Here is an 18,497-nt window from a genome sequence, read left to right on the forward strand (position 1 = left end):
AGTTATGGCAAGTTTGTTAACACTTGAAAATATTCACAAAACATTTGAAACAGGGACAGTCAATGAGAACCATGTCCTCAAAGGATTAGATTTAGAGGTTGAAGAGGGAGATTTTATCTCTGTAATCGGTGGAAATGGAGCAGGGAAATCCACTTTGATGAATATCTTGGCTGGCAATCTATCGGTGGACGAAGGGGACCTTTTATTGGCAGGTAAATCCATTAAAAATTTGAGTGTAAGAAAGAGAGCCAAGGATATCGCCCGTGTTTTTCAAGATCCTAAGATGGGAACGGCTTCTCGTTTGACGATTGAGGAGAATATGGCTATTGCCTTGAGACGTGGGCAGAAAAGAGGGCTTGGTTGGGGCGTGAAGGAGAAGGATAGAATCCAGTTCCAAGAGGCCTTGAAGGAGTTGAATATTGGTCTTGAAAACCGCTTAAAAGTAGATACTCAATATCTCTCAGGAGGACAAAGACAGGCCTTGACCCTAGTCATGGCAGCTCTGGTGAAACCCAAACTTTTGCTTTTGGATGAACATACTGCGGCCCTTGACCCGAAAACTAGTCAAATGGTGATGGATTTGACGCAAAAGATTGTGGAACACCATCAGTTGACGACTTTGATGATTACCCACGATATGAACCATGCTATTGAGTACGGAAATCGTCTCATTATGCTCTATCAAGGCAAGATAGTGGTGGATGTCAAGGGAGAGGAGAAAAAGCATCTGACGGTTGAAGATCTCATGCATCTCTTCCAGAAAAATAGTGGTCAAAGCCTAGTCAGTGATGAATTGGTTTTGGGATAAAGAAAAAGGCTGAGATCTAGTGTCTCAGTCTTTTATTTCTTACGTTTTGCAAAATCTACAAATCTGAATTTTTCGAGTTTATGGCGGCTTTCAGTAAACTGAAACTGGCGCCCGTCTTGGAGATAGACTTTTGACTTGATTGAAACGACATAAGGGTCTTTGCCTATGTCCATGAGAATCTTGTCTCTGTCATTTGAGTGGTCAATGGTTATTTCCTTTTGAGCATAATCAATAAGGAGTTTGAGGTCGTCCTCTATATAAGAATAGATGGACTGCTCAGCAATTTGGCGAGTGATATTTGGGATTAGTTCCATATCCAGATAGTCCGTATCCAGAACGGATACCAGATCATCCACCACACGCTGGCGGACCACCTTCCAAACCATACGAAACTCTGGGAAGCCAGTTATTAGTGAGGATTTTTTATCAATAATAATCTTGTCCAGACTGACCACGTTGGTTTTAGAGCGCAGTCTAAGTTCTTGAACTAGTTCTTGGTAGCTGGTTAGGTTGGATACAGGGAAATTGACAGTTTCTTCTTTGACGACTTGAGAACCTTGCCCTCTTATCTTTTTGATCAATCCTTCCTCTTGGAGGAGAGACAGGGCTTTTCGGACGGTATCACGGCTTACCTGATACTGGTTCATAAGGTCGTGCTCACTAGGAAGGAACTCTCCGACAGCGTAAGTCTCGTTTTGAATGGTTTCTTGGATTTGCTTAAATAATCGTTGGTATTTCTTCATTTTGCTTCCTTAAATGGCTTTTTAGTCTAGTTTAATGAACACCTGTATCTATTTTACCATACAAGTCCCAGAAAAATGACAAAAAAATTCTCTTTTTATGCCAAACAAGTTGCATACAAGTTTGGTATCGTTTACAATATACTTATCAAATCAAACTTGCTTTGACAAATATAAGGAGAATCAAATGGGAAAATTTGAACAAGAAGCCAAAGATTTGCTTCAAGCAATTGGAGGCAAAGAAAATGTGACTGCCGTAACCCACTGTGCGACACGGATGCGGTTTGTTTTAGGAGATGATAAAAAGGCTAATGTTAAGGCTATCGAGTCAATTCCAGCTGTTAAAGGAACCTTTACCAATGCAGGTCAATTTCAGGTGATTATTGGGAATGATGTGCCCATCTTTTATAATGATTTTACAGCTGTTTCAGGCATTGAGGGTGTTTCTAAAGAAGCAGCCAAGTCAGCAGCTAAGAGTAATCAAAACGTGGTCCAACGTGTCATGACCACTCTGGCGGAAATCTTTACTCCGATTATTCCAGCCTTGATTGTTGGTGGATTGATCCTCGGTTTTCGTAATGTCTTGGAAGGTGTCCATTGGTCTATGTTGGATGGTAAGACCATCACAGAAACCTCTCAGTTTTGGGCAGGTGTCAATCACTTCCTCTGGTTGCCTGGTGAAGCTATCTTCCAGTTCTTACCAGTAGGGATTACTTGGTCTGTATCTCGTAAGATGGGAACCAGCCAGATTTTAGGAATTGTGCTCGGAATCTGTTTGGTTTCTCCTCAGTTGCTTAATGCCTATGCGGTTGCTTCGACACCTGCATCAGAAATTGCAGCAAACTGGGTTTGGAATTTTGGCTATTTTACTGTTAATCGTATCGGTTACCAAGCCCAAGTTATCCCAGCCTTGCTTGCAGGTTTGAGTCTGTCTTATCTTGAAATTTTCTGGCGCAAGCATATCCCAGAAGTGATTTCTATGATTTTTGTACCTTTCTTGTCTTTAATTCCAGCCTTGATTTTGGCTCATACTGTTTTGGGACCAATCGGTTGGACAATCGGGCAAGGACTTTCATCAGTTGTCTTGGCAGGATTAACTGGTCCTGTTAAATGGCTCTTCGGTGCAATTTTTGGTGCCCTCTACGCTCCATTTGTCATTACAGGTCTGCACCATATGACCAATGCTATTGATACACAATTGATTGCAGATGCTGGTGGAACTGCCCTCTGGCCTATGATTGCTCTTTCTAATATTGCCCAAGGTTCGGCCGTATTTGCTTACTATTTCATGCACCGTCATGATGAGCGTGAGGCTCAGGTTTCACTTCCTGCCACTATTTCAGCCTATCTCGGTGTCACAGAACCAGCCCTCTTTGGGGTTAATGTAAAATATATTTATCCATTTGTAGCTGGAATGACTGGTTCAGCCCTTGCAGGCATGTTATCCGTTACTTTTAATGTGACTGCGGCTTCTATTGGTATCGGTGGTTTGCCAGGTATCCTCTCTATTCAACCTCAATACATGCTGCCATTTGCAGGAACTATGCTAGTCGCTATTCTTGTTCCAATGCTCTTGACTTTCTTCTTCCGCAAGGCTGGTTTCTTTACAAAAACTGAGGATGATACAGACTTGCAGGCAGAATTCGTTGCACAAGAAGAAGCAGAATTTGTGAGCCATGAACCAGTAGAACATACTCCAGTAGAAATTGTTAGCCCACTTGAAGGACAAGTAAAAGAACTAAGTCAAGCAACTGATCCAGTCTTTGCTTCAGGTGTCATGGGGCAAGGTCTGGTCATTGAACCAAGTCAAGGTGAGTTGACTTCTCCAGTCAATGGGACAGTTACGGTTCTTTTCCCTACCAAGCATGCCATCGGTATTGTCTCTGACGAGGGGGTGGAATTGCTCATTCACATCGGTATGGATACAGTAGGTCTGGATGGCAAAGGTTTTGAAAGTTTTGTAGCCCAAGGAGACCATGTCACAGTTGGTCAGAAACTGATTCGTTTTGATATGGATGTCATTAAGGCCGCAGGCCTGGTAACAGAAACTCCTGTTATCATCACCAACCAAGATGCTTATACAGCGACCATCACTGGAACTTATCCGACAACAATCCAAGCTGGAGAAGCTCTCATGGTCGCAACACGAATCTAATCAAAATAGCACAAATAGGGAAGGAAGACTGCTTCCTCCCTTTTATCAGAAAAGGAGAAACAGATGACACTTGATAAAGGAAAAGTAGTCTATCAAATCTATCCAAAATCTTACAAAGACACCACTGGCAATGGTATTGGGGACTTACGTGGAATTATCGAAAAAATCCCCTATCTAGCCAAGTTGGGCGTGGATATGGTCTGGCTCAATCCATTCTATCCAAGCCCTCAACGGGATAATGGTTACGATATTTCAGATTATATGGCAGTTGATCCTCTTTTTGGTGATATGGCTGATTTTGAGGAAATGGTGCGTGTCGGTCAAGAGCACAAGATTGTCTTTATGCTGGACATGGTACTCAATCATTGTTCGACAGAGCATGAATGGTTTCAGAAAGCCCTAGCTGGTGACAAGTATTATCAAGACTTTTTCTTCATCCAAGACCAACCAACAGACTGGCAGTCTAAGTTTGGTGGCTCTGCATGGGCGCCCTTTGGGAATACAGGGAAATACTACCTTCACCTCTTTGATGAGACCCAGGCTGATCTTAACTGGCGCAATCCCAATGTCCGTAAGGAGCTTTTCAAGGTTGTTAATTTTTGGCGCGATAAGGGTGTCAAAGGTTTCCGATTTGATGTGATCAATTTGATTGGCAAGGACGAGGTCTTAGTGGATTGTCCTGAAAATGAAGGAAAGCCAGCTTACACAGACAAGCCCATCGTTCATGACTATTTGCGTATGATGAATCAAGCCACTTTTGGAGCAGACGATAGCTTTATGACAGTTGGGGAAATGTCTTCTACAACTATGGAAAATTGTGTCCTCTATTCATCGCCTGACCGTCAGGAATTATCCATGACATTTAATTTTCATCACCTCAAGGTGGACTACAAAGATGGGCAAAAGTGGACCTTGGCTCCCTTTGATTTTGAAGAGTTGAAAAGTCTTTATCATAGCTGGTGCAAGGAGATGAGTGATAAAGATGGGTGGAGCGCTCTCTTCTGGAACAATCACGACCAACCACGCGCTTTAAACCGTTTTGTCGATATTCAGAACTTTCGCAAGGAAGGGGCTACCATGCTAGCAGCCAGCATTCACCTGTCACGTGGAACACCTTATATTTATATGGGCGAGGAAATCGGAATGGTTGACCCAGACTATGATTCCATGGCTGACTATGTGGATGTCGAGTCCATCAATGCCTATCAGATGCTCTTAGAAGAAGGGAAGAGTCAGGAAGAAGCCTTCCAGATTATTCAGGCTAAGTCGCGTGATAATTCACGAATTCCCATGCAGTGGGATGCTTCGGAAAATGCAGGATTTACAGTAGGGACACCTTGGCTCAAGGCAGGAAAATCCTCCCCTCACATCAATGTAGAAAATGAAATCCAAGGCCCGATTTTCACCTTCTACCAAGACTTGATTCGACTTCGTAAAGAAATGCCTATCATCTCAGAAGGAAGTTACAAACCAGCTTTTGAAGACAGTCAGCAAGTCTACGCTTTTGAACGCCAGCATGAGGATCAAAAGTTACTAGTGCTCAATAATTTTTATGCCACAGAAGTGGAAATCGACTTATCAGTAGCCTACCAAAATGGACGAATTTTGATTTCAAACTATGAAGATGCAGAAGTGTCTGAAAAAATTCTACTCAAACCTTATCAAACACTGGCTATCCATGTAAATTAAACTCAGTAAGGAGCTCTCTTTCGCAGAAAAGCAGGGTTCTTTTTGCTGTCTATTCCCTCCCTGAAAGCGTAAAACAAACTGGTCAGGGTGGCTAGTTTGTGGTATAATGAAAGAGACTTAAAAAGAAACAGGAGAAATATGATGGATTTACTTTTAGCAATTGTATTGATTGTGCTAGCTTTTCTAGGAGGAGCTCTTGGAGGAATGTACTTGATTCGTAAGCAAATTGAAAAAGAATTCGCTGACAACCCACGTTTGAATGCTGAAGCAGTTCGTACTCTTTTGAGTGCAAATGGTCAAAAACCAAGCGAAGCTAAGGTACAACAAGTTTACCACCAAATCATCCGCCAACAAAAAGCAGCCCTTGCTAACAATAAAAAGAAAAAATAAATAAGGAAAAGTCTGGGATGAAAGTTCCAGACTTCTCACTATGTTGGTTATGGTTTAGGGATGAGACTTTTTCCTTGCATTCTATTGATATTTGATTATGATTAAGAGAGATAGTTGTTGATTAGGCTGTCATTATTCAGTTCATAAGGAACGGTAATCATAATGAACTATCAATCAGAAAAAAGACTAGAAAGAAGACTGTATGGATAATCGACCAATTGGTTTTTTGGATTCGGGTGTCGGGGGCTTGACCGTTGTGCGCGAGCTTATGCGCCAACTTCCCCATGAAGAAATCGTCTATATTGGAGATTCGGCGCGGGCGCCCTATGGCCCCCGTCCTGCTGAGCAAATTCGTGAATATACTTGGCAGTTGGTCAACTTTCTCTTGACCAAGGATGTCAAAATGATTGTCATTGCTTGTAATACTGCGACTGCGGTCGTCTGGGAAGAAATCAAGGCTCAACTAGACATTCCCGTCCTAGGTGTGATTTTGCCAGGAGCTTCGGCAGCTATCAAGTCCAGCCAAGGTGGGAAAATCGGAGTGATTGGAACGCCCATGACGGTCCAATCAGACATCTACCGTCAGAAAATCCATGATTTGGATCCGGACTTACAGGTGGAGAGTTTGGCCTGTCCCAAGTTTGCTCCCTTGGTGGAGTCAGGTGCCCTGTCAACCAGTGTCACCAAGAAAGTGGTATATGAAACCCTGCGTCCCTTGGTTGGAAAGGTGGATAGCCTGATTTTGGGTTGTACCCATTATCCACTGCTCAGACCTATTATTCAAAATGTCATGGGGCCAAAAGTTCAGCTCATTGATAGTGGGGCAGAGTGCGTACGGGACATCTCAGTCTTACTTAATTATTTTGAAATCAATCGTGGTCGCGATGCTGGACCACTTAATCACCGTTTTTACACAACAGCCAGCAGCCAAAGTTTTGCACAAATTGGTGAAGAATGGCTGGAAAAAGAAATTCATGTGGAGCATGTAGAATTATGACAAATAAAATTTATGAATACAAGGATGACCAGGACTGGTATGTTGGGTCCTATAGTATTTTTGGTGGTGTCCGGACTTTGACTGATGAAGACTTGGATTTTCCTCTAGTTGGATTGGCCAAAATCTTTCGAGACGAGGAACGAGGTTTTCCACTTTCAGTTACTGTTTTACGCTATGGTTCTCCCTACCGTTTATTGTCTTTTGTAGTAGATATCCTTAACCAAGAAATGGGCCGAAATTTGGAAGTTATTCAACGTCAAGGAGCCCTGCTCTTGGTTGAAAATGGGCAGCTCTTGTATGTAGAATTACCCAAAGAAGGTGTTGATGTAGAAGCCTTCTTTGAGACAAACAAGGTCAGAGAAACCTTATTGATTGCGACTCGTAACGAGGGCAAGACCAAGGAATTCCGAGCTATCTTTGATAAGTTAGGCTACGATGTGGAAAATCTTAATGACTATCCTGACCTGCCTGAAGTAGCTGAAACAGGCATGACCTTCGAAGAAAATGCCCGTCTCAAGGCAGAAACTATTTCTCAATTAACGGGCAAGATGGTTTTGGCAGATGACTCAGGTCTCAAAGTCGATGTCCTTGGTGGCTTGCCAGGTGTCTGGTCAGCACGTTTTGCAGGTGTGGGAGCTACTGACCGTGAAAACAATGCCAAACTCTTGCACGAATTGGCCATGGTCTTTGAACTAAAAGATCGTTCGGCTCAGTTCCACACAACCCTAGTCGTAGCCAGTCCAAACAAGGAAAGTTTGGTTGTTGAAGCAGACTGGCCAGGTTACATTAACTTTGAACCTAAGGGTGAAAATGGCTTTGGCTATGACCCTCTCTTCCTTGTAGGGGAGACAGGTAAGTCCTCAGCTGAATTAACCCTTGAAGAAAAAAATAGTCAATCTCACCGTGCCTTAGCCGTTAAGAAACTTTTGGAGGTATTTCCATCATGGCAAAGCAAACCATCATTGTAATGAGCGATTCTCATGGCGATAGCTTGATTGTGGAAGAAATCCGTGATCGCTATGTAGGCAAAGTTGATGCCGTTTTTCATAATGGCGATTCTGAACTGCGTCCTGATTCTCCCCTTTGGGAGGGCATCCGCGTTGTTAAAGGGAACATGGACTTCTATGCCGGCTATCCAGAACGTTTGGTGACCGAGCTTGGTTCGATCAAGATTATCCAAACTCATGGCCACTTGTTTGACATTAATTTCAACTTTCAAAAGTTGGACTACTGGGCTCAGGAAGAAGAGGCCGATATCTGCCTTTATGGTCACTTGCATGTGCCAAGTGCTTGGATGGAAGGCAAGACCCTCTTTCTAAATCCAGGCTCCATCAGTCAACCACGTGGGACCATCAGAGAATGTCTCTATGCTCGTGTGGAGATTGATGATAGTTATTTTAAAGTGGACTTTTTGACACGAGACCATGAGGTGTATCCGGGCTTGTCCAAGGAGTTTAGCCGATGATTGCCAAGGAGTTTGAGACTTTCTTGTTGGGGCAAGAAGAAACTTTTTTGACTCCTGCTAAAAATCTAGCTGTGTTGATTGATACTCACAATGCGGACCACGCGACCCTCTTGCTCAGTCAGATGACCTATACCCGTGTTCCTGTTGTGACAGATGAAAAACAGTTTGTTGGGACGATTGGGCTCAGAGATATTATGGCTTATCAGATGGAGCATGACTTGAGTCAAGAAATCATGGCGGATACGGATATTGTTCATATGACCAAAACGGACGTAGCGGTCGTCTCGCCTGATTTTACCATCACGGAGGTCTTGCACAAGCTGGTAGATGAGTCCTTCTTGCCGGTTGTGGATGCGTCAGGGATTTTTCAAGGGATTATCACGCGCAAGTCCATCCTCAAGGCAGTTAATGCCCTCTTACATGACTTTAGTAAGGAATATGAGATTCGATGCAAATGAGAGACAGGATTTCAGCCTTTTTAGAGGAAAAGCAGGGCTTGTCTGTCAATTCAAAGCAGTCCTATAAGTATGATCTGGAGCAATTTTTAGACATTGTAGGCGAGCGGATTTCTGAGACCAGTCTCAAGATTTACCAAGCCCAGCTAGCCAATCTAAAAATCAGCGCCCAGAAGCGAAAGATTTCGGCCTGTAACCAATTTCTCTACTTTCTCTATCAAAAAGGAGAAGTGGACAGCTTTTATCGTTTGGAATTAGCCAAACAAGCTGAAAAGAAGGCCGAAAAGCCGGAACTCTTAGACCTAGACTCTTTTTGGCAGGAAAGTAATTATCCAGAAGGACGCTTGCTGGCGCTTCTTATCTTGGAAATAGGGCTCTTGCCAAGTGAAATTTTAGCCCTTAAGGTTGCAGATATCAATCTGGATTTTCAGGTGCTGCGAATCAATAAGGCTTCCCAACAGAGGATTATCACCATTCCCACGACCTTGCTTTCAGAATTGGAACCCTTGATGGGCCAGACCTATCTCTTTGAAAGGGGAGGGAAAGCCTATTCTCGTCAGTGGGCCTTTCGTCAGTTAGAAGTTTTTGTCAAGGAGAAAGGTTTTCCAGCCTTATCAGCCCAAGCCTTGCGGGAACAGTTCATTCTACGACAAATAGAAAACAAGGTCGATTTGTACGAAATTGCAAAAAAACTAGGATTAAAAACAGTCCTGACCTTAGAAAAATATAGATAATGGATATTAAATTAAAAGATTTTGAAGGGCCCCTGGACTTACTCTTGCACCTGGTCTCAAAGTACCAGATGGATATCTACGATGTTCCAATTACAGAAGTCATTGAGCAGTATCTAGCCTATGTCTCAACCCTGCAGGCCATGCGTCTGGAAGTGACGGGCGAGTACATGGTTATGGCCAGTCAGCTCATGCTGATCAAGAGCCGCAAACTCCTTCCCAAGGTAGCAGAAGTGACCGACTTGGAGGATGACCTGGAGCAGGATCTTCTCTCTCAAATCGAAGAATACCGCAAGTTCAAGCTCTTGGGTGAGCACTTGGAAGCCAAGCACCAAGAAAGGGCCCAGTACTATTCCAAAGCGCCGACAGAGTTGATTTACGAAGATGCGGAGCTCGTGCATGACAAGACGACCATTGATCTCTTTTTGGCTTTTTCAAATATCCTAGCCAAGAAAAAAGAGGAGTTTGCACAGAATCACACGACTATCCTGCGGGATGAGTATAAGATTGAGGACATGATGGTTATCGTGAAAGAGTCCTTGGCTGAACGAGACCAGTTGCGCTTGCAGGATTTGTTCAAGGAAGCTCAGAATGTCCAAGAGGTCATTACCCTCTTTTTGGCAACCCTAGAGTTAATCAAAACCCAGGAGCTGATCCTCGTGCAAGAGGAGAGTTTCGGAGATATCTATCTCATGGAAAAGAAGGAAGAAAGTCAAGTGGCCCAAAGCTAGACTTGATAGAGAGGAAAGATGAGTACTTTAGCAAAAATAGAAGCGCTCTTGTTTGTAGCGGGTGAAGATGGGATTAGAGTCCGCCAGTTAGCTGAACTCCTCTCTCTGCCACCGACAGGCCTCCAACAGAGTTTAGAAAAATTAGCCCAGAAGTATGAAAAGGACCCAGATTCCAGCTTGGCTCTGATTGAGACAGGTGGTGCTTATAGATTGGTGACCAAGCCTCAGTTTTCAGAGATTTTGAAGGAATATTCCAAGGCACCTATCAACCAGAGTTTATCTCGGGCTGCCCTTGAGACCTTGTCCATCATTGCCTACAAACAGCCCATCACACGGATAGAGATTGATGCCATTCGTGGGGTCAACTCGAGTGGGGCCTTGGCAAAGTTGCAGGCCTTTGACTTGATACGAGAAGACGGGAAAAAAGAAGTGTTGGGTCGCCCCAACCTCTATGTGACTACAGATTATTTCCTAGATTACATGGGGATAAATCATTTGGAAGAATTACCAGTGATTGATGAGCTTGAGATTCAAGCCCAAGAAAGCCAATTATTTGGTGAAAGGATAGAAGAAGATGAGAATCAATAAGTATATTGCCCACGCAGGTGTGGCCAGTAGGAGAAAAGCAGAAGAGCTGATCAAGCAAGGTTTGGTGACGGTTAACGGCCAAGTGGTACGTGAACTAGCAACGACCATCAAGTCCGGCGACAAGGTCGAAGTTGAAGGTCAACCTATTTACAATGAAGAAAAGGTCTATTATCTGCTTAACAAACCACGCGGTGTGATTTCCAGTGTGACAGATGACAAGGGCCGCAAGACGGTTGTTGACCTCTTGCCCAACGTGAAGGAGCGTATCTACCCTGTAGGTCGTTTGGACTGGGACACATCAGGTGTCTTGATTTTGACCAATGACGGGGATTTTACAGACGAGATGATTCACCCACGTAATGAGATTGACAAGGTTTATGTCGCGCGTGTTAAAGGTGTGGCCAATAAGGATAATCTCCGCCCCTTGACCCGTGGACTTGAGATTGATGGTAAGAAAACCAAGCCGGCTGTCTATGAGATTCTCAAAGTGGATCCAGTCAAAAACCGCTCTGTGGTGCAGTTGACTATCCATGAAGGGCGTAACCACCAGGTTAAAAAGATGTTTGAAGCTGTCGGTCTCCAAGTAGATAAGTTATCACGGACTCGTTTCGGACATCTAGACTTGACAGGACTTCGTCCGGGAGAATCTCGTCGCCTTAATAAAAAAGAAATCAGCCAACTACATACCATGGCTGTAACCAAGAAATAATGAAACGAATCTTAATAGCGCCTGTGCGCTTTTACCAACGGTTTATCTCGCCAGCCTTTCCCCCCTCTTGTCGTTTTGAGCCTACCTGCTCAAACTATATGATTCAGGCTATTGAAAAACATGGCTTCAAGGGTGTTTTGATGGGCTTGGCTCGGATTTTACGTTGCCATCCCTGGTCGAAAACAGGTAAGGACCCCGTCCCAGACCATTTTTCTTTAAAGAGAAATGCAAAATAATATTCAATGAAAATCAAAGAACAAACTAGGAAACTAGCCGCAGGCTACTCAAAACAGTGTTTTGAGGTTGTGGATAGAACTGACGAAGTCAGTAACCATACCTACGGCAAGGCGACGTTGACGTGCTTTGAAGAGATTTTCGAAGAGTATAAATTGGATTCTAATGTATAAAACACAGATAGATGATACTTGGTATTTATCAAGTGCCATCTATCTGTGTTTTTATTTATGATTGATGTTTCTGCTATTTATTCCAAAATGTTTTTACCCTCTTTAACACGCCAATGATAGTCTGATAAAATAATATCTTCGAGGGAGTAGCTAGCCTTCCAATCAAGATATTTTTTAGCTTTTGATGCGTCTGCTAGGACGCTAGCTGGGTCACCAGCACGGCGAGCAACAATTTCGTGTGGTATTTTTTGATTCAGTAATTCTTCAGCAGTTTTAAAGATTTCTTTGACGGTATAGCCTTTTTCAGTTCCTAAGTTAAAGATTTGAGAAGAACTGTCTTCTTGAAATAGGTAGTTCATTCCTTTAACATGAGCCTGTGCAAGGTCCAAGACATGAATGTAATCCCGAATACATGAACCATCACGTGTATCGTAGTCATCTCCAAATATTTTCAGGCTATCATTTTGTCCCAATGCGGTCTTGTTGATATTTGGAATGATATGAGTTGGATTTTTCACTCGCAGACCGTTTGAAGCATCCATTTCAGCCCCAGCTACATTAAAGTAACGGAAAATGACATATTTCCAATTATAGCGATTGGCCATCCAGTAAATCATTCGTTCACCCATCAGTTTTGTTTCTGCATAAGGGTTGACAGGGTCGAGCAGGGTATCTTCAGTTGCAGGCTTGTCAATACAGTTATTACCATAGAGGGAAGCAGTCGAAGAGAACATGATTTTTTGAATGCCAACTTCAGATAAGACTTTGAGAACTTGGTTCATACCAGCAACATTGGCAGTGAAGTATTTACTTGGGTTTTCAATACTTTCGCTCACAACAATTTCACCTGCACAATGAAGAACAGCATCAATCTGATTTTCTTCTAAGTAAGCTTTTAGGGCACTAGAATCATAAACATCTAGTTGTTTAAAGCTAGCACGACTATCTACAGCTGAACGATTTCCTGTAGAGAGATTATCTAGAACATGTACCTGATAGCCAGCATTTAAAAGAGCTTTAACGGTATGGGAGCCAATGTAGCCAGCTCCACCTGTAACAAGAATTGTTTTGGTCATGATTTTTTCCTTTTCCTAGTTTTGTACTATTTTAAAGAAATAAGAAGGCAAAGTCAACTATTTTCTGCAAATTTCATAAAAAACTGAACAAATATAGCATTGAATTGTTTTGTGTTTGGAAATTAATAGTTTGGTTGATCTTGGAATAGTTCTTAGATTTCACCTCACATGCAAGAAAATACAAGCTTTTTATAAGATACAGTAAGACTAAGATACTAATTTAGAAATCCACCTTCCCGCTATCCTTCTCCTATAAAAAGTGGTAAAATGGATGAAAGAAAGAAGGAACTGAAATGACAACATTATTTTCAAAAATCAAAGAAGTAACAGAACTTGCTGCTATCTCAGGTCATGAAGCGCCTGTCCGTGCTTATCTTCGTGAAAAATTGACACCGCATGTGGATGAAGTGGTGACAGATGGCTTGGGTGGTATTTTTGGTATCAAACATTCAGAAGCTGCAGATGCACCGCGCGTCTTGGTCGCTTCTCACATGGATGAAGTTGGTTTTATGGTCAGCGAAATCAAGCCAGATGGTACTTTTCGTGTCGTAGAAATCGGTGGTTGGAATCCTATGGTGGTTAGTAGCCAGCGCTTTAAACTCTTTACTCGTGACGGTCGTGAAATTCCTGTGATTTCAGGCTCTGTTCCGCCACATTTGACTCGTGGTAAGGGCGGACCAACCATGCCTGCCATTGCAGATATCGTCTTTGATGGTGGTTTTGCGGACAAGGTTGAGGCAGAAAGCTTTGGTATCCGTCCTGGTGATACCATCGTACCAGATAGTTCTGCAATCTTGACAGCCAATGAAAAAAATATCATCTCAAAAGCTTGGGACAACCGCTATGGAGTTCTCATGGTGAGCGAGTTGGCGGAAGCTCTGTCAGGTCAAAAACTCGAAAATGAACTCTATCTTGGCTCTAACGTCCAAGAAGAAGTTGGTCTTCGTGGTGCTCATACTTCCACAACCAAGTTTGACCCAGAAGTTTTCCTAGCAGTTGACTGCTCACCTGCTGGTGATGTTTATGGCGGTCAAGGTAAGATTGGAGATGGAACCTTGATTCGTTTCTATGATCCAGGTCACTTGCTTCTCCCAGGAATGAAGGATTTCCTTTTGACAACAGCTGAAGAAGCTGGTATCAAGTACCAATACTATTGTGGTAAAGGCGGAACAGACGCTGGCGCAGCTCATCTGAAAAATGGTGGTGTCCCATCTACAACAATTGGTGTTTGCGCTCGTTATATCCATTCTCATCAAACCCTCTACGCTATGGATGACTTCTTAGAAGCGCAAGCTTTCTTGCAAGCCTTGGTGAAAAAATTGGATCGTTCAACAGTTGACTTGATTAAAAATTATTAAACTTAAGGAGGTGGTAGGGATGGTAGAACCAAACCTAGAAAGCCTTATAAAAGATCTTTACAATCATGCTCGACATGATTTGAGTGAAGATTTAGTTGCTACTCTCCTAGAGACTGCAAAAAAACTGCCCACTACAAATGAGCAATTGCTGGCAGTTCGTATCTCAGGCCTGGTCAATCGTGAATTGCTCCTAAATCCCAAACATCCGGCACCTGAGTTAATCAACTTAGCTCGTTTTATCAAAAGAGAAGAAGCAAAGTACAGAGGAACTGCGGCTTCTGCGCTTATGTACGGGGAGCTCTTTAAAATGCTTTGATTCCATTGTGAATCAAAGCATTTTTCTATATGTTAGAAAAGCAATTCTTGGTTAGGAAAAGAAAAAAGCCATCCTATTTAGGATAGCTTCTTGGTACTTAGATTTGTTCAGCAATGACCTTTTCAGCTAAATTCATAGCATGGTCAGACACACGAGTGTAGTGGGAAATGATGTCGATAAAGTTGACCCCAGCTTGCGTTGAACACTCGCCCTTGTTGAGGCGTTTGATGTGAGTCTTTCTGAGAACACGTTCCATATTGTTGATTTCTTTATGGCGTTCAATCAGACTTTGAGCTTTTTCAATATCATTGTTTTCCACGCTGTCAAGGGCATCCTTGATAAAGGCAGTGGTTTTTTGATAGATATCAGCTAGTTCTTGCAAAGCAGCTTCAGAGAACACAACATTTTTACGTTGAAGATAGTCGGTCAGATTGATTAGGGCTTCTGCGTGGTCCCCAATCCGTTCCAAATCACGGGATGAATCCAGGATGTTGGTGAGCACTTCACTTTCTTTCTGGCTAAGAGCTTCGCTTGAAAGAGTAATAAGATAGCGAGTCAATTTTTCATCAATGGTATTGATGGCTTCTTCTGTCTTGTGGCCTTTTTCAGCAACCTTTTCATTGAGGTCAATGATGTAGTTGTATGAAAGGTCAAAGGCTTTAGAAGCATAATTTCCCAAGTGAAGGAGTTCTTTTTTGGCATTTCCGAGAGCGATTGATGGAGCTTGTTTAATCAAATGCTCATCAAGATAAAGTGGCTCGTACTTGACAACTTCATCTTCACCAGGGATGAGCTTGGTTACAAAGTAGGCCAAGGCTCCGATGAATGGAAATTGGATAATAGTATTTGTGATATTAAAGGTTCCGTGGGCGAAGGCAATAGTCATTTCTGGAGCCAGATTGAGTGTAGATTCAAACCATTGAATCAAGCCAGTGAAAGGTACAAGGAAGACAATACAGATAACCGTACCAATCACGTTAAAGGCGACATGGGCACCAGCAACACGTTTGGCAGCGATATTGGCTCCAAGAGAAGCAATAATAGCTGTAATGGTCGTTCCGATATTATCACCAAACAAGACTGGTAGGGCACCTTGTAGATCAATCAAACCACTTGCGTAAAGATTCTGTAGGATACCGATAGTTGCGGAAGAAGCTTGAATGAGTAGGGTTAGTCCAGTTCCGACAAAGACACCTAGAATAGGACTCTTGCTTAGTTCAACCATATAGTCTCTAAAGACTTGCAGGTCTTTTAGAGGTTCCATTGCACCGCTCATAAGATTGAGAGCGAAGAAGATACCACCTACACCAAAAATGATACGTCCGATGTTATTGATAGAGCGATTCTTGGTGAAGAAGAGACAAATCGCTCCGATGAAAAGCATTGGTAAGGCATAATCTCCTAGCTTAAAACCGATGATAAAGGATGTAACGGTAGTTCCAATATTGGCACCCATGACAATACCGATAGCTTGACGCAAGGTCAAAAGTCCTGCGCTGACTAGCCCCACTGTAATGACTGTGACCCCAGAACTTGACTGAATTAGCGCCGTCATACCGATACCAACTAGCACACCGAAGAACGGATTGCTGGTATATTTGTCAATGTAAAACCGAAGGCGATCTCCAGCAGCTTGTTGCAAACCGTCTCCCATGGTCTTGATACTATATAAGAATAGTCCCAGACCACCTAAAAAGTGAAATAAAATTTCCTGCCAATTAATGGACATTTCTTTTTCCTCCGAAAAATAATAACGGAATTTCTCCTATTCTATTTTAAAGGATAAAAGTAAATCTAACAAGTGTTAAGCTAAGATTTTAGAAAGAAAATTCGTTAGAAAAAGCAAAAATAATATACTCTAGGATGTCACAAAGATTAAATATCGAAAAATCTTGTGAAATCTTTCCTTATATTTCCAAAGTGTGATATAATAGTTTCGAATAAAATAAATAAAGGGGTTTTTGTAACATGGCAAAACTTACTGTTAAAGACGTTGACTTGAAAGGTAAAAAAGTCCTCGTTCGTGTTGACTTCAACGTACCATTGAAAGATGGCGTAATCACTAACGACAACCGTATCACAGCAGCTCTTCCAACTATTAAGTACATCATCGAACAAGGTGGACGTGCAATTCTTTTCTCTCACCTTGGACGTGTGAAAGAAGAAGCTGATAAAGCTGGTAAATCACTTGCTCCTGTAGCAGCAGACTTGGCAGCTAAATTGGGCCAAGACGTTGTTTTCCCAGGTGTCACTCGTGGTGCTGAATTGGAAGCAGCTATCAACGCTCTTGAAGATGGACAAGTTCTCTTGGTTGAAAACACTCGTTACGAAGATGTTGATGGCAAGAAAGAATCTAAAAACGATCCTGAACTTGGTAAATACTGGGCATCACTTGGAGATGGTATCTTCGTAAACGATGCATTCGGTACAGCTCACCGTGCACACGCATCTAACGTTGGTATCTCAGCAAACGTTGAAAAAGCAGTTGCTGGTTTCCTTCTTGAAAACGAAATTGCCTACATCCAAGAAGCAGTTGAAACTCCAGAACGTCCATTCGTGGCTATCCTTGGTGGTTCAAAAGTTTCAGACAAGATCGGTGTTATCGAAAACTTGCTTGAAAAAGCTGATAAAGTCCTTATCGGTGGTGGTATGACTTACACATTCTACAAAGCACAAGGTATCGAAATCGGTAACTCACTTGTAGAAGAAGACAAATTGGATGTTGCGAAAGCTCTTCTTGAAAAAGCAAACGGTAAATTGATCTTGCCAGTTGACTCAAAAGAAGCTAACGCATTTGCTGGTTACACTGAAGTGCGTGACACTGAAGGTGAAGCAGTTTCTGAAGGCTTCCTTGGTCTTGACATCGGTCCAAAATCTATCGCTAAATTTGACGAAGCTTTGACTGGTGCGAAAACAGTTGTATGGAACGGACCTATGGGTGTGTTTGAAAACCCAGACTTCCAAGCTGGTACAATCGGTGTGATGGACGCTATCGTGAAACAACCAGGCGTTAAATCAATCATCGGTGGTGGTGACTCAGCTGCCGCAGCGATTAACCTTGGCCGTGCAGATAAATTCTCATGGATCTCTACTGGTGGTGGAGCATCAATGGAACTTCTTGAAGGTAAAGTTCTTCCAGGACTTGCAGCCTTGACAGAAAAATAAGATTTTATAAACAAATCAAAGAATAGAGGGATGAAAGTTCCTCTTTTCTTTTGCTCAAAATAAAAACGCTTCCTCTCAACTATTACTCATAAAAATCACCGATTTATGATAAAATGGAAATAGAAAGTTGAGATTATGAGTTATTTTAAAAAATATAAATTCGATAAATCCCAGTTCAAACTTGGTATGCGAACCTTTAAAACAGGTATTGCTGTTTTTCTAGTTCTCTTGATTTTTGGCTTTTTTGGTTGGAAAGGTCTTCAAATTGGTGCTTTGACAGCCGTTTTTAGCCTGAGGGAGAGTTTTGATAAGAGTGTCCATTTTGGGACTTCGCGTATTCTAGGAAATAGTATCGGTGGCCTCTATGCCCTAGTCTTCTTCTTATTAAATACCTTTTTCCACGAAGCCTTTTGGGTAACCTTAGTAGTTGTTCCAATATGCACCATGTTAACCATTATGACAAATGTAGCCATGAATAACAAAGCAGGGGTTATTGGTGGTGTAGCAGCTATGTTAATCATTACCCTATCGATTCCGAGTGGCGAGACGATTTTGTACGTATTTGCGCGTGTATCAGAAACTTTCATGGGAGTTTTTGTCGCAATTCTCGTAAATTATGATATTGACCGCATTCGGCTCTTTTTTGAGAAAAAAGAAAAATAATGTTACATTTTATAACATTATCAATTGACGTTTGTCTTTTTTTAGACTATAATA

The 18,497-nt window shown here is 42.3% G+C and carries 21 protein-coding genes; 18 read left to right on the forward strand and 3 right to left on the reverse strand.

The window, feature by feature from the left end; all coding sequences use genetic code 11:
• The first annotated feature begins 4 nt into the window (after positions 1-4).
• Positions 5-808, forward strand: coding sequence for an ABC transporter ATP-binding protein (locus QM956_RS06430; RefSeq protein WP_084887499.1), 804 nt, complete (start codon positions 5-7; stop codon positions 806-808).
• A 32-nt stretch (positions 809-840) separates the two neighbouring features.
• On the opposite strand, the gene treR is transcribed toward QM956_RS06430, so the two are convergent.
• A complete protein-coding gene (treR, locus tag QM956_RS06435; protein ID WP_227325707.1) occupies positions 841-1,551 on the reverse strand; it encodes a trehalose operon repressor in 711 nt (236 codons plus the stop codon).
• Positions 1,552-1,735: 184 nt separating this feature from the next.
• Between treR and treP the strand changes: the two genes are divergently transcribed.
• From treP to QM956_RS06500, 13 genes are all read left to right on the forward strand, one after another.
• On the forward strand, positions 1,736-3,703 hold the full coding sequence (gene treP / locus QM956_RS06440; protein ID WP_223330200.1) for a PTS system trehalose-specific EIIBC component: 1,968 nt from the start codon (positions 1,736-1,738) through the stop codon (positions 3,701-3,703).
• 63 nt (positions 3,704-3,766) lie between these two features.
• Complete coding sequence (gene treC / locus QM956_RS06445; protein WP_227325706.1) at positions 3,767-5,392, forward strand: alpha,alpha-phosphotrehalase; 1,626 nt, start codon at positions 3,767-3,769, stop codon at positions 5,390-5,392.
• Between the two features lie 141 nt (positions 5,393-5,533).
• The gene (locus QM956_RS06450; protein WP_076984790.1) at positions 5,534-5,782 is read left to right on the forward strand and encodes a YneF family protein; all 249 of its coding nucleotides are present in this window, start codon (positions 5,534-5,536) and stop codon (positions 5,780-5,782) included.
• A 202-nt stretch (positions 5,783-5,984) separates the two neighbouring features.
• Positions 5,985-6,779 (forward strand): glutamate racemase, encoded by a 795-nt coding sequence (racE, locus tag QM956_RS06455; RefSeq protein WP_000370378.1) that lies wholly within the window; start codon positions 5,985-5,987, stop codon positions 6,777-6,779.
• Positions 6,776-7,747 carry a nucleoside-triphosphate diphosphatase gene (locus QM956_RS06460; RefSeq protein WP_247939672.1) on the forward strand — a complete coding sequence of 324 codons (972 nt, stop codon included), beginning with the start codon at positions 6,776-6,778 and terminating at the stop codon, positions 7,745-7,747. Before racE ends, QM956_RS06460 begins: the two co-directional genes overlap by 4 nt.
• The gene (locus QM956_RS06465) at positions 7,723-8,244 is read left to right on the forward strand and encodes a metallophosphoesterase (protein ID WP_173213161.1); all 522 of its coding nucleotides are present in this window, start codon (positions 7,723-7,725) and stop codon (positions 8,242-8,244) included. Before QM956_RS06460 ends, QM956_RS06465 begins: the two co-directional genes overlap by 25 nt.
• Positions 8,241-8,702, forward strand: a complete 462-nt coding sequence (gene cbpB, locus QM956_RS06470; RefSeq protein ID WP_261065711.1) for a cyclic-di-AMP-binding protein CbpB — start codon at positions 8,241-8,243, stop codon at positions 8,700-8,702. Before QM956_RS06465 ends, cbpB begins: the two co-directional genes overlap by 4 nt.
• Positions 8,699-9,433: a site-specific tyrosine recombinase XerD gene (gene xerD / locus QM956_RS06475; protein WP_414302358.1), complete on the forward strand. Its 735-nt coding sequence runs from the start codon at positions 8,699-8,701 to the stop codon at positions 9,431-9,433. The genes cbpB and xerD overlap by 4 nt, the downstream gene beginning before the upstream one ends.
• On the forward strand, positions 9,433-10,161 hold the full coding sequence (locus tag QM956_RS06480) for a segregation/condensation protein A (protein ID WP_050201352.1): 729 nt from the start codon (positions 9,433-9,435) through the stop codon (positions 10,159-10,161). Before xerD ends, QM956_RS06480 begins: the two co-directional genes overlap by 1 nt.
• 18 nt (positions 10,162-10,179) lie before the next feature.
• Complete coding sequence (gene scpB / locus QM956_RS06485) at positions 10,180-10,749, forward strand: SMC-Scp complex subunit ScpB (protein WP_049515986.1); 570 nt, start codon at positions 10,180-10,182, stop codon at positions 10,747-10,749.
• Positions 10,736-11,458, forward strand: coding sequence for a pseudouridine synthase (locus QM956_RS06490; protein WP_001222228.1), 723 nt, complete (start codon positions 10,736-10,738; stop codon positions 11,456-11,458). The genes scpB and QM956_RS06490 overlap by 14 nt, the downstream gene beginning before the upstream one ends.
• Positions 11,458-11,694 (forward strand): membrane protein insertion efficiency factor YidD, encoded by a 237-nt coding sequence (gene yidD / locus QM956_RS06495; RefSeq protein ID WP_173306792.1) that lies wholly within the window; start codon positions 11,458-11,460, stop codon positions 11,692-11,694. Before QM956_RS06490 ends, yidD begins: the two co-directional genes overlap by 1 nt.
• A 6-nt stretch (positions 11,695-11,700) precedes the next feature.
• Positions 11,701-11,865 (forward strand): hypothetical protein, encoded by a 165-nt coding sequence (locus tag QM956_RS06500; protein WP_247933564.1) that lies wholly within the window; start codon positions 11,701-11,703, stop codon positions 11,863-11,865.
• Positions 11,866-11,942: 77 nt separating this feature from the next.
• Here QM956_RS06500 and galE read toward each other — a convergent pair whose 3' ends face one another.
• Positions 11,943-12,941, reverse strand: a complete 999-nt coding sequence (galE, locus tag QM956_RS06505; protein WP_247953500.1) for a UDP-glucose 4-epimerase GalE — start codon at positions 12,939-12,941, stop codon at positions 11,943-11,945.
• Positions 12,942-13,234: 293 nt separating this feature from the next.
• Between galE and pepA the strand changes: the two genes are divergently transcribed.
• On the forward strand, positions 13,235-14,299 hold the full coding sequence (gene pepA, locus QM956_RS06510; protein WP_153199247.1) for a glutamyl aminopeptidase: 1,065 nt from the start codon (positions 13,235-13,237) through the stop codon (positions 14,297-14,299).
• Positions 14,300-14,318: 19 nt separating this feature from the next.
• Positions 14,319-14,615, forward strand: coding sequence for a bacteriocin immunity family protein (locus tag QM956_RS06515; protein WP_261020656.1), 297 nt, complete (start codon positions 14,319-14,321; stop codon positions 14,613-14,615).
• Between the two features lie 97 nt (positions 14,616-14,712).
• Here QM956_RS06515 and QM956_RS06520 read toward each other — a convergent pair whose 3' ends face one another.
• Positions 14,713-16,344 (reverse strand): Na/Pi cotransporter family protein, encoded by a 1,632-nt coding sequence (locus QM956_RS06520; RefSeq protein ID WP_261020657.1) that lies wholly within the window; start codon positions 16,342-16,344, stop codon positions 14,713-14,715.
• 239 nt (positions 16,345-16,583) lie between these two features.
• Here QM956_RS06520 and QM956_RS06525 point away from each other — a divergent pair, with 239 nt between their 5' ends.
• Both QM956_RS06525 and QM956_RS06530 read left to right on the forward strand, forming a co-directional pair.
• Positions 16,584-17,780 carry a phosphoglycerate kinase gene (locus QM956_RS06525; protein ID WP_001096743.1) on the forward strand — a complete coding sequence of 399 codons (1,197 nt, stop codon included), beginning with the start codon at positions 16,584-16,586 and terminating at the stop codon, positions 17,778-17,780.
• A gap of 135 nt (positions 17,781-17,915) precedes the next feature.
• Entirely contained in the window at positions 17,916-18,443 is a 528-nt protein-coding gene (locus QM956_RS06530; RefSeq protein WP_020902185.1) for an FUSC family protein, read from the forward strand.
• Positions 18,444-18,497: the final 54 nt, after the last annotated feature.

It is taken from the genome of Streptococcus mitis, from assembly GCF_047460035.1.
Classification (GTDB): Bacteria; Bacillota; Bacilli; order Lactobacillales; family Streptococcaceae; genus Streptococcus; species Streptococcus mitis_DW.

Coding starts and splice junctions, on each gene's coding strand:
- xerD (WP_414302358.1), top strand. CDS start 8,699: ATGAGAGACAGGATTTCAGCCTTTTTAGAGGAAAAGCAGGGCTTGTCT.
- QM956_RS06515 (WP_261020656.1), top strand. CDS start 14,319: ATGGTAGAACCAAACCTAGAAAGCCTTATAAAAGATCTTTACAATCAT.
- galE (WP_247953500.1), bottom strand. CDS start 12,941: ATGACCAAAACAATTCTTGTTACAGGTGGAGCTGGCTACATTGGCTCC.
- QM956_RS06430 (WP_084887499.1), top strand. CDS start 5: ATGGCAAGTTTGTTAACACTTGAAAATATTCACAAAACATTTGAAACA.
- racE (WP_000370378.1), top strand. CDS start 5,985: ATGGATAATCGACCAATTGGTTTTTTGGATTCGGGTGTCGGGGGCTTG.
- QM956_RS06530 (WP_020902185.1), top strand. CDS start 17,916: ATGAGTTATTTTAAAAAATATAAATTCGATAAATCCCAGTTCAAACTT.
- QM956_RS06460 (WP_247939672.1), top strand. CDS start 6,776: ATGACAAATAAAATTTATGAATACAAGGATGACCAGGACTGGTATGTT.
- cbpB (WP_261065711.1), top strand. CDS start 8,241: ATGATTGCCAAGGAGTTTGAGACTTTCTTGTTGGGGCAAGAAGAAACT.
- QM956_RS06525 (WP_001096743.1), top strand. CDS start 16,584: ATGGCAAAACTTACTGTTAAAGACGTTGACTTGAAAGGTAAAAAAGTC.
- treR (WP_227325707.1), bottom strand. CDS start 1,551: ATGAAGAAATACCAACGATTATTTAAGCAAATCCAAGAAACCATTCAA.
- pepA (WP_153199247.1), top strand. CDS start 13,235: ATGACAACATTATTTTCAAAAATCAAAGAAGTAACAGAACTTGCTGCT.
- QM956_RS06490 (WP_001222228.1), top strand. CDS start 10,736: ATGAGAATCAATAAGTATATTGCCCACGCAGGTGTGGCCAGTAGGAGA.
- treC (WP_227325706.1), top strand. CDS start 3,767: ATGACACTTGATAAAGGAAAAGTAGTCTATCAAATCTATCCAAAATCT.
- treP (WP_223330200.1), top strand. CDS start 1,736: ATGGGAAAATTTGAACAAGAAGCCAAAGATTTGCTTCAAGCAATTGGA.
- QM956_RS06500 (WP_247933564.1), top strand. CDS start 11,701: ATGAAAATCAAAGAACAAACTAGGAAACTAGCCGCAGGCTACTCAAAA.
- scpB (WP_049515986.1), top strand. CDS start 10,180: ATGAGTACTTTAGCAAAAATAGAAGCGCTCTTGTTTGTAGCGGGTGAA.
- QM956_RS06465 (WP_173213161.1), top strand. CDS start 7,723: ATGGCAAAGCAAACCATCATTGTAATGAGCGATTCTCATGGCGATAGC.
- QM956_RS06520 (WP_261020657.1), bottom strand. CDS start 16,344: ATGTCCATTAATTGGCAGGAAATTTTATTTCACTTTTTAGGTGGTCTG.
- QM956_RS06480 (WP_050201352.1), top strand. CDS start 9,433: ATGGATATTAAATTAAAAGATTTTGAAGGGCCCCTGGACTTACTCTTG.
- yidD (WP_173306792.1), top strand. CDS start 11,458: ATGAAACGAATCTTAATAGCGCCTGTGCGCTTTTACCAACGGTTTATC.
- QM956_RS06450 (WP_076984790.1), top strand. CDS start 5,534: ATGGATTTACTTTTAGCAATTGTATTGATTGTGCTAGCTTTTCTAGGA.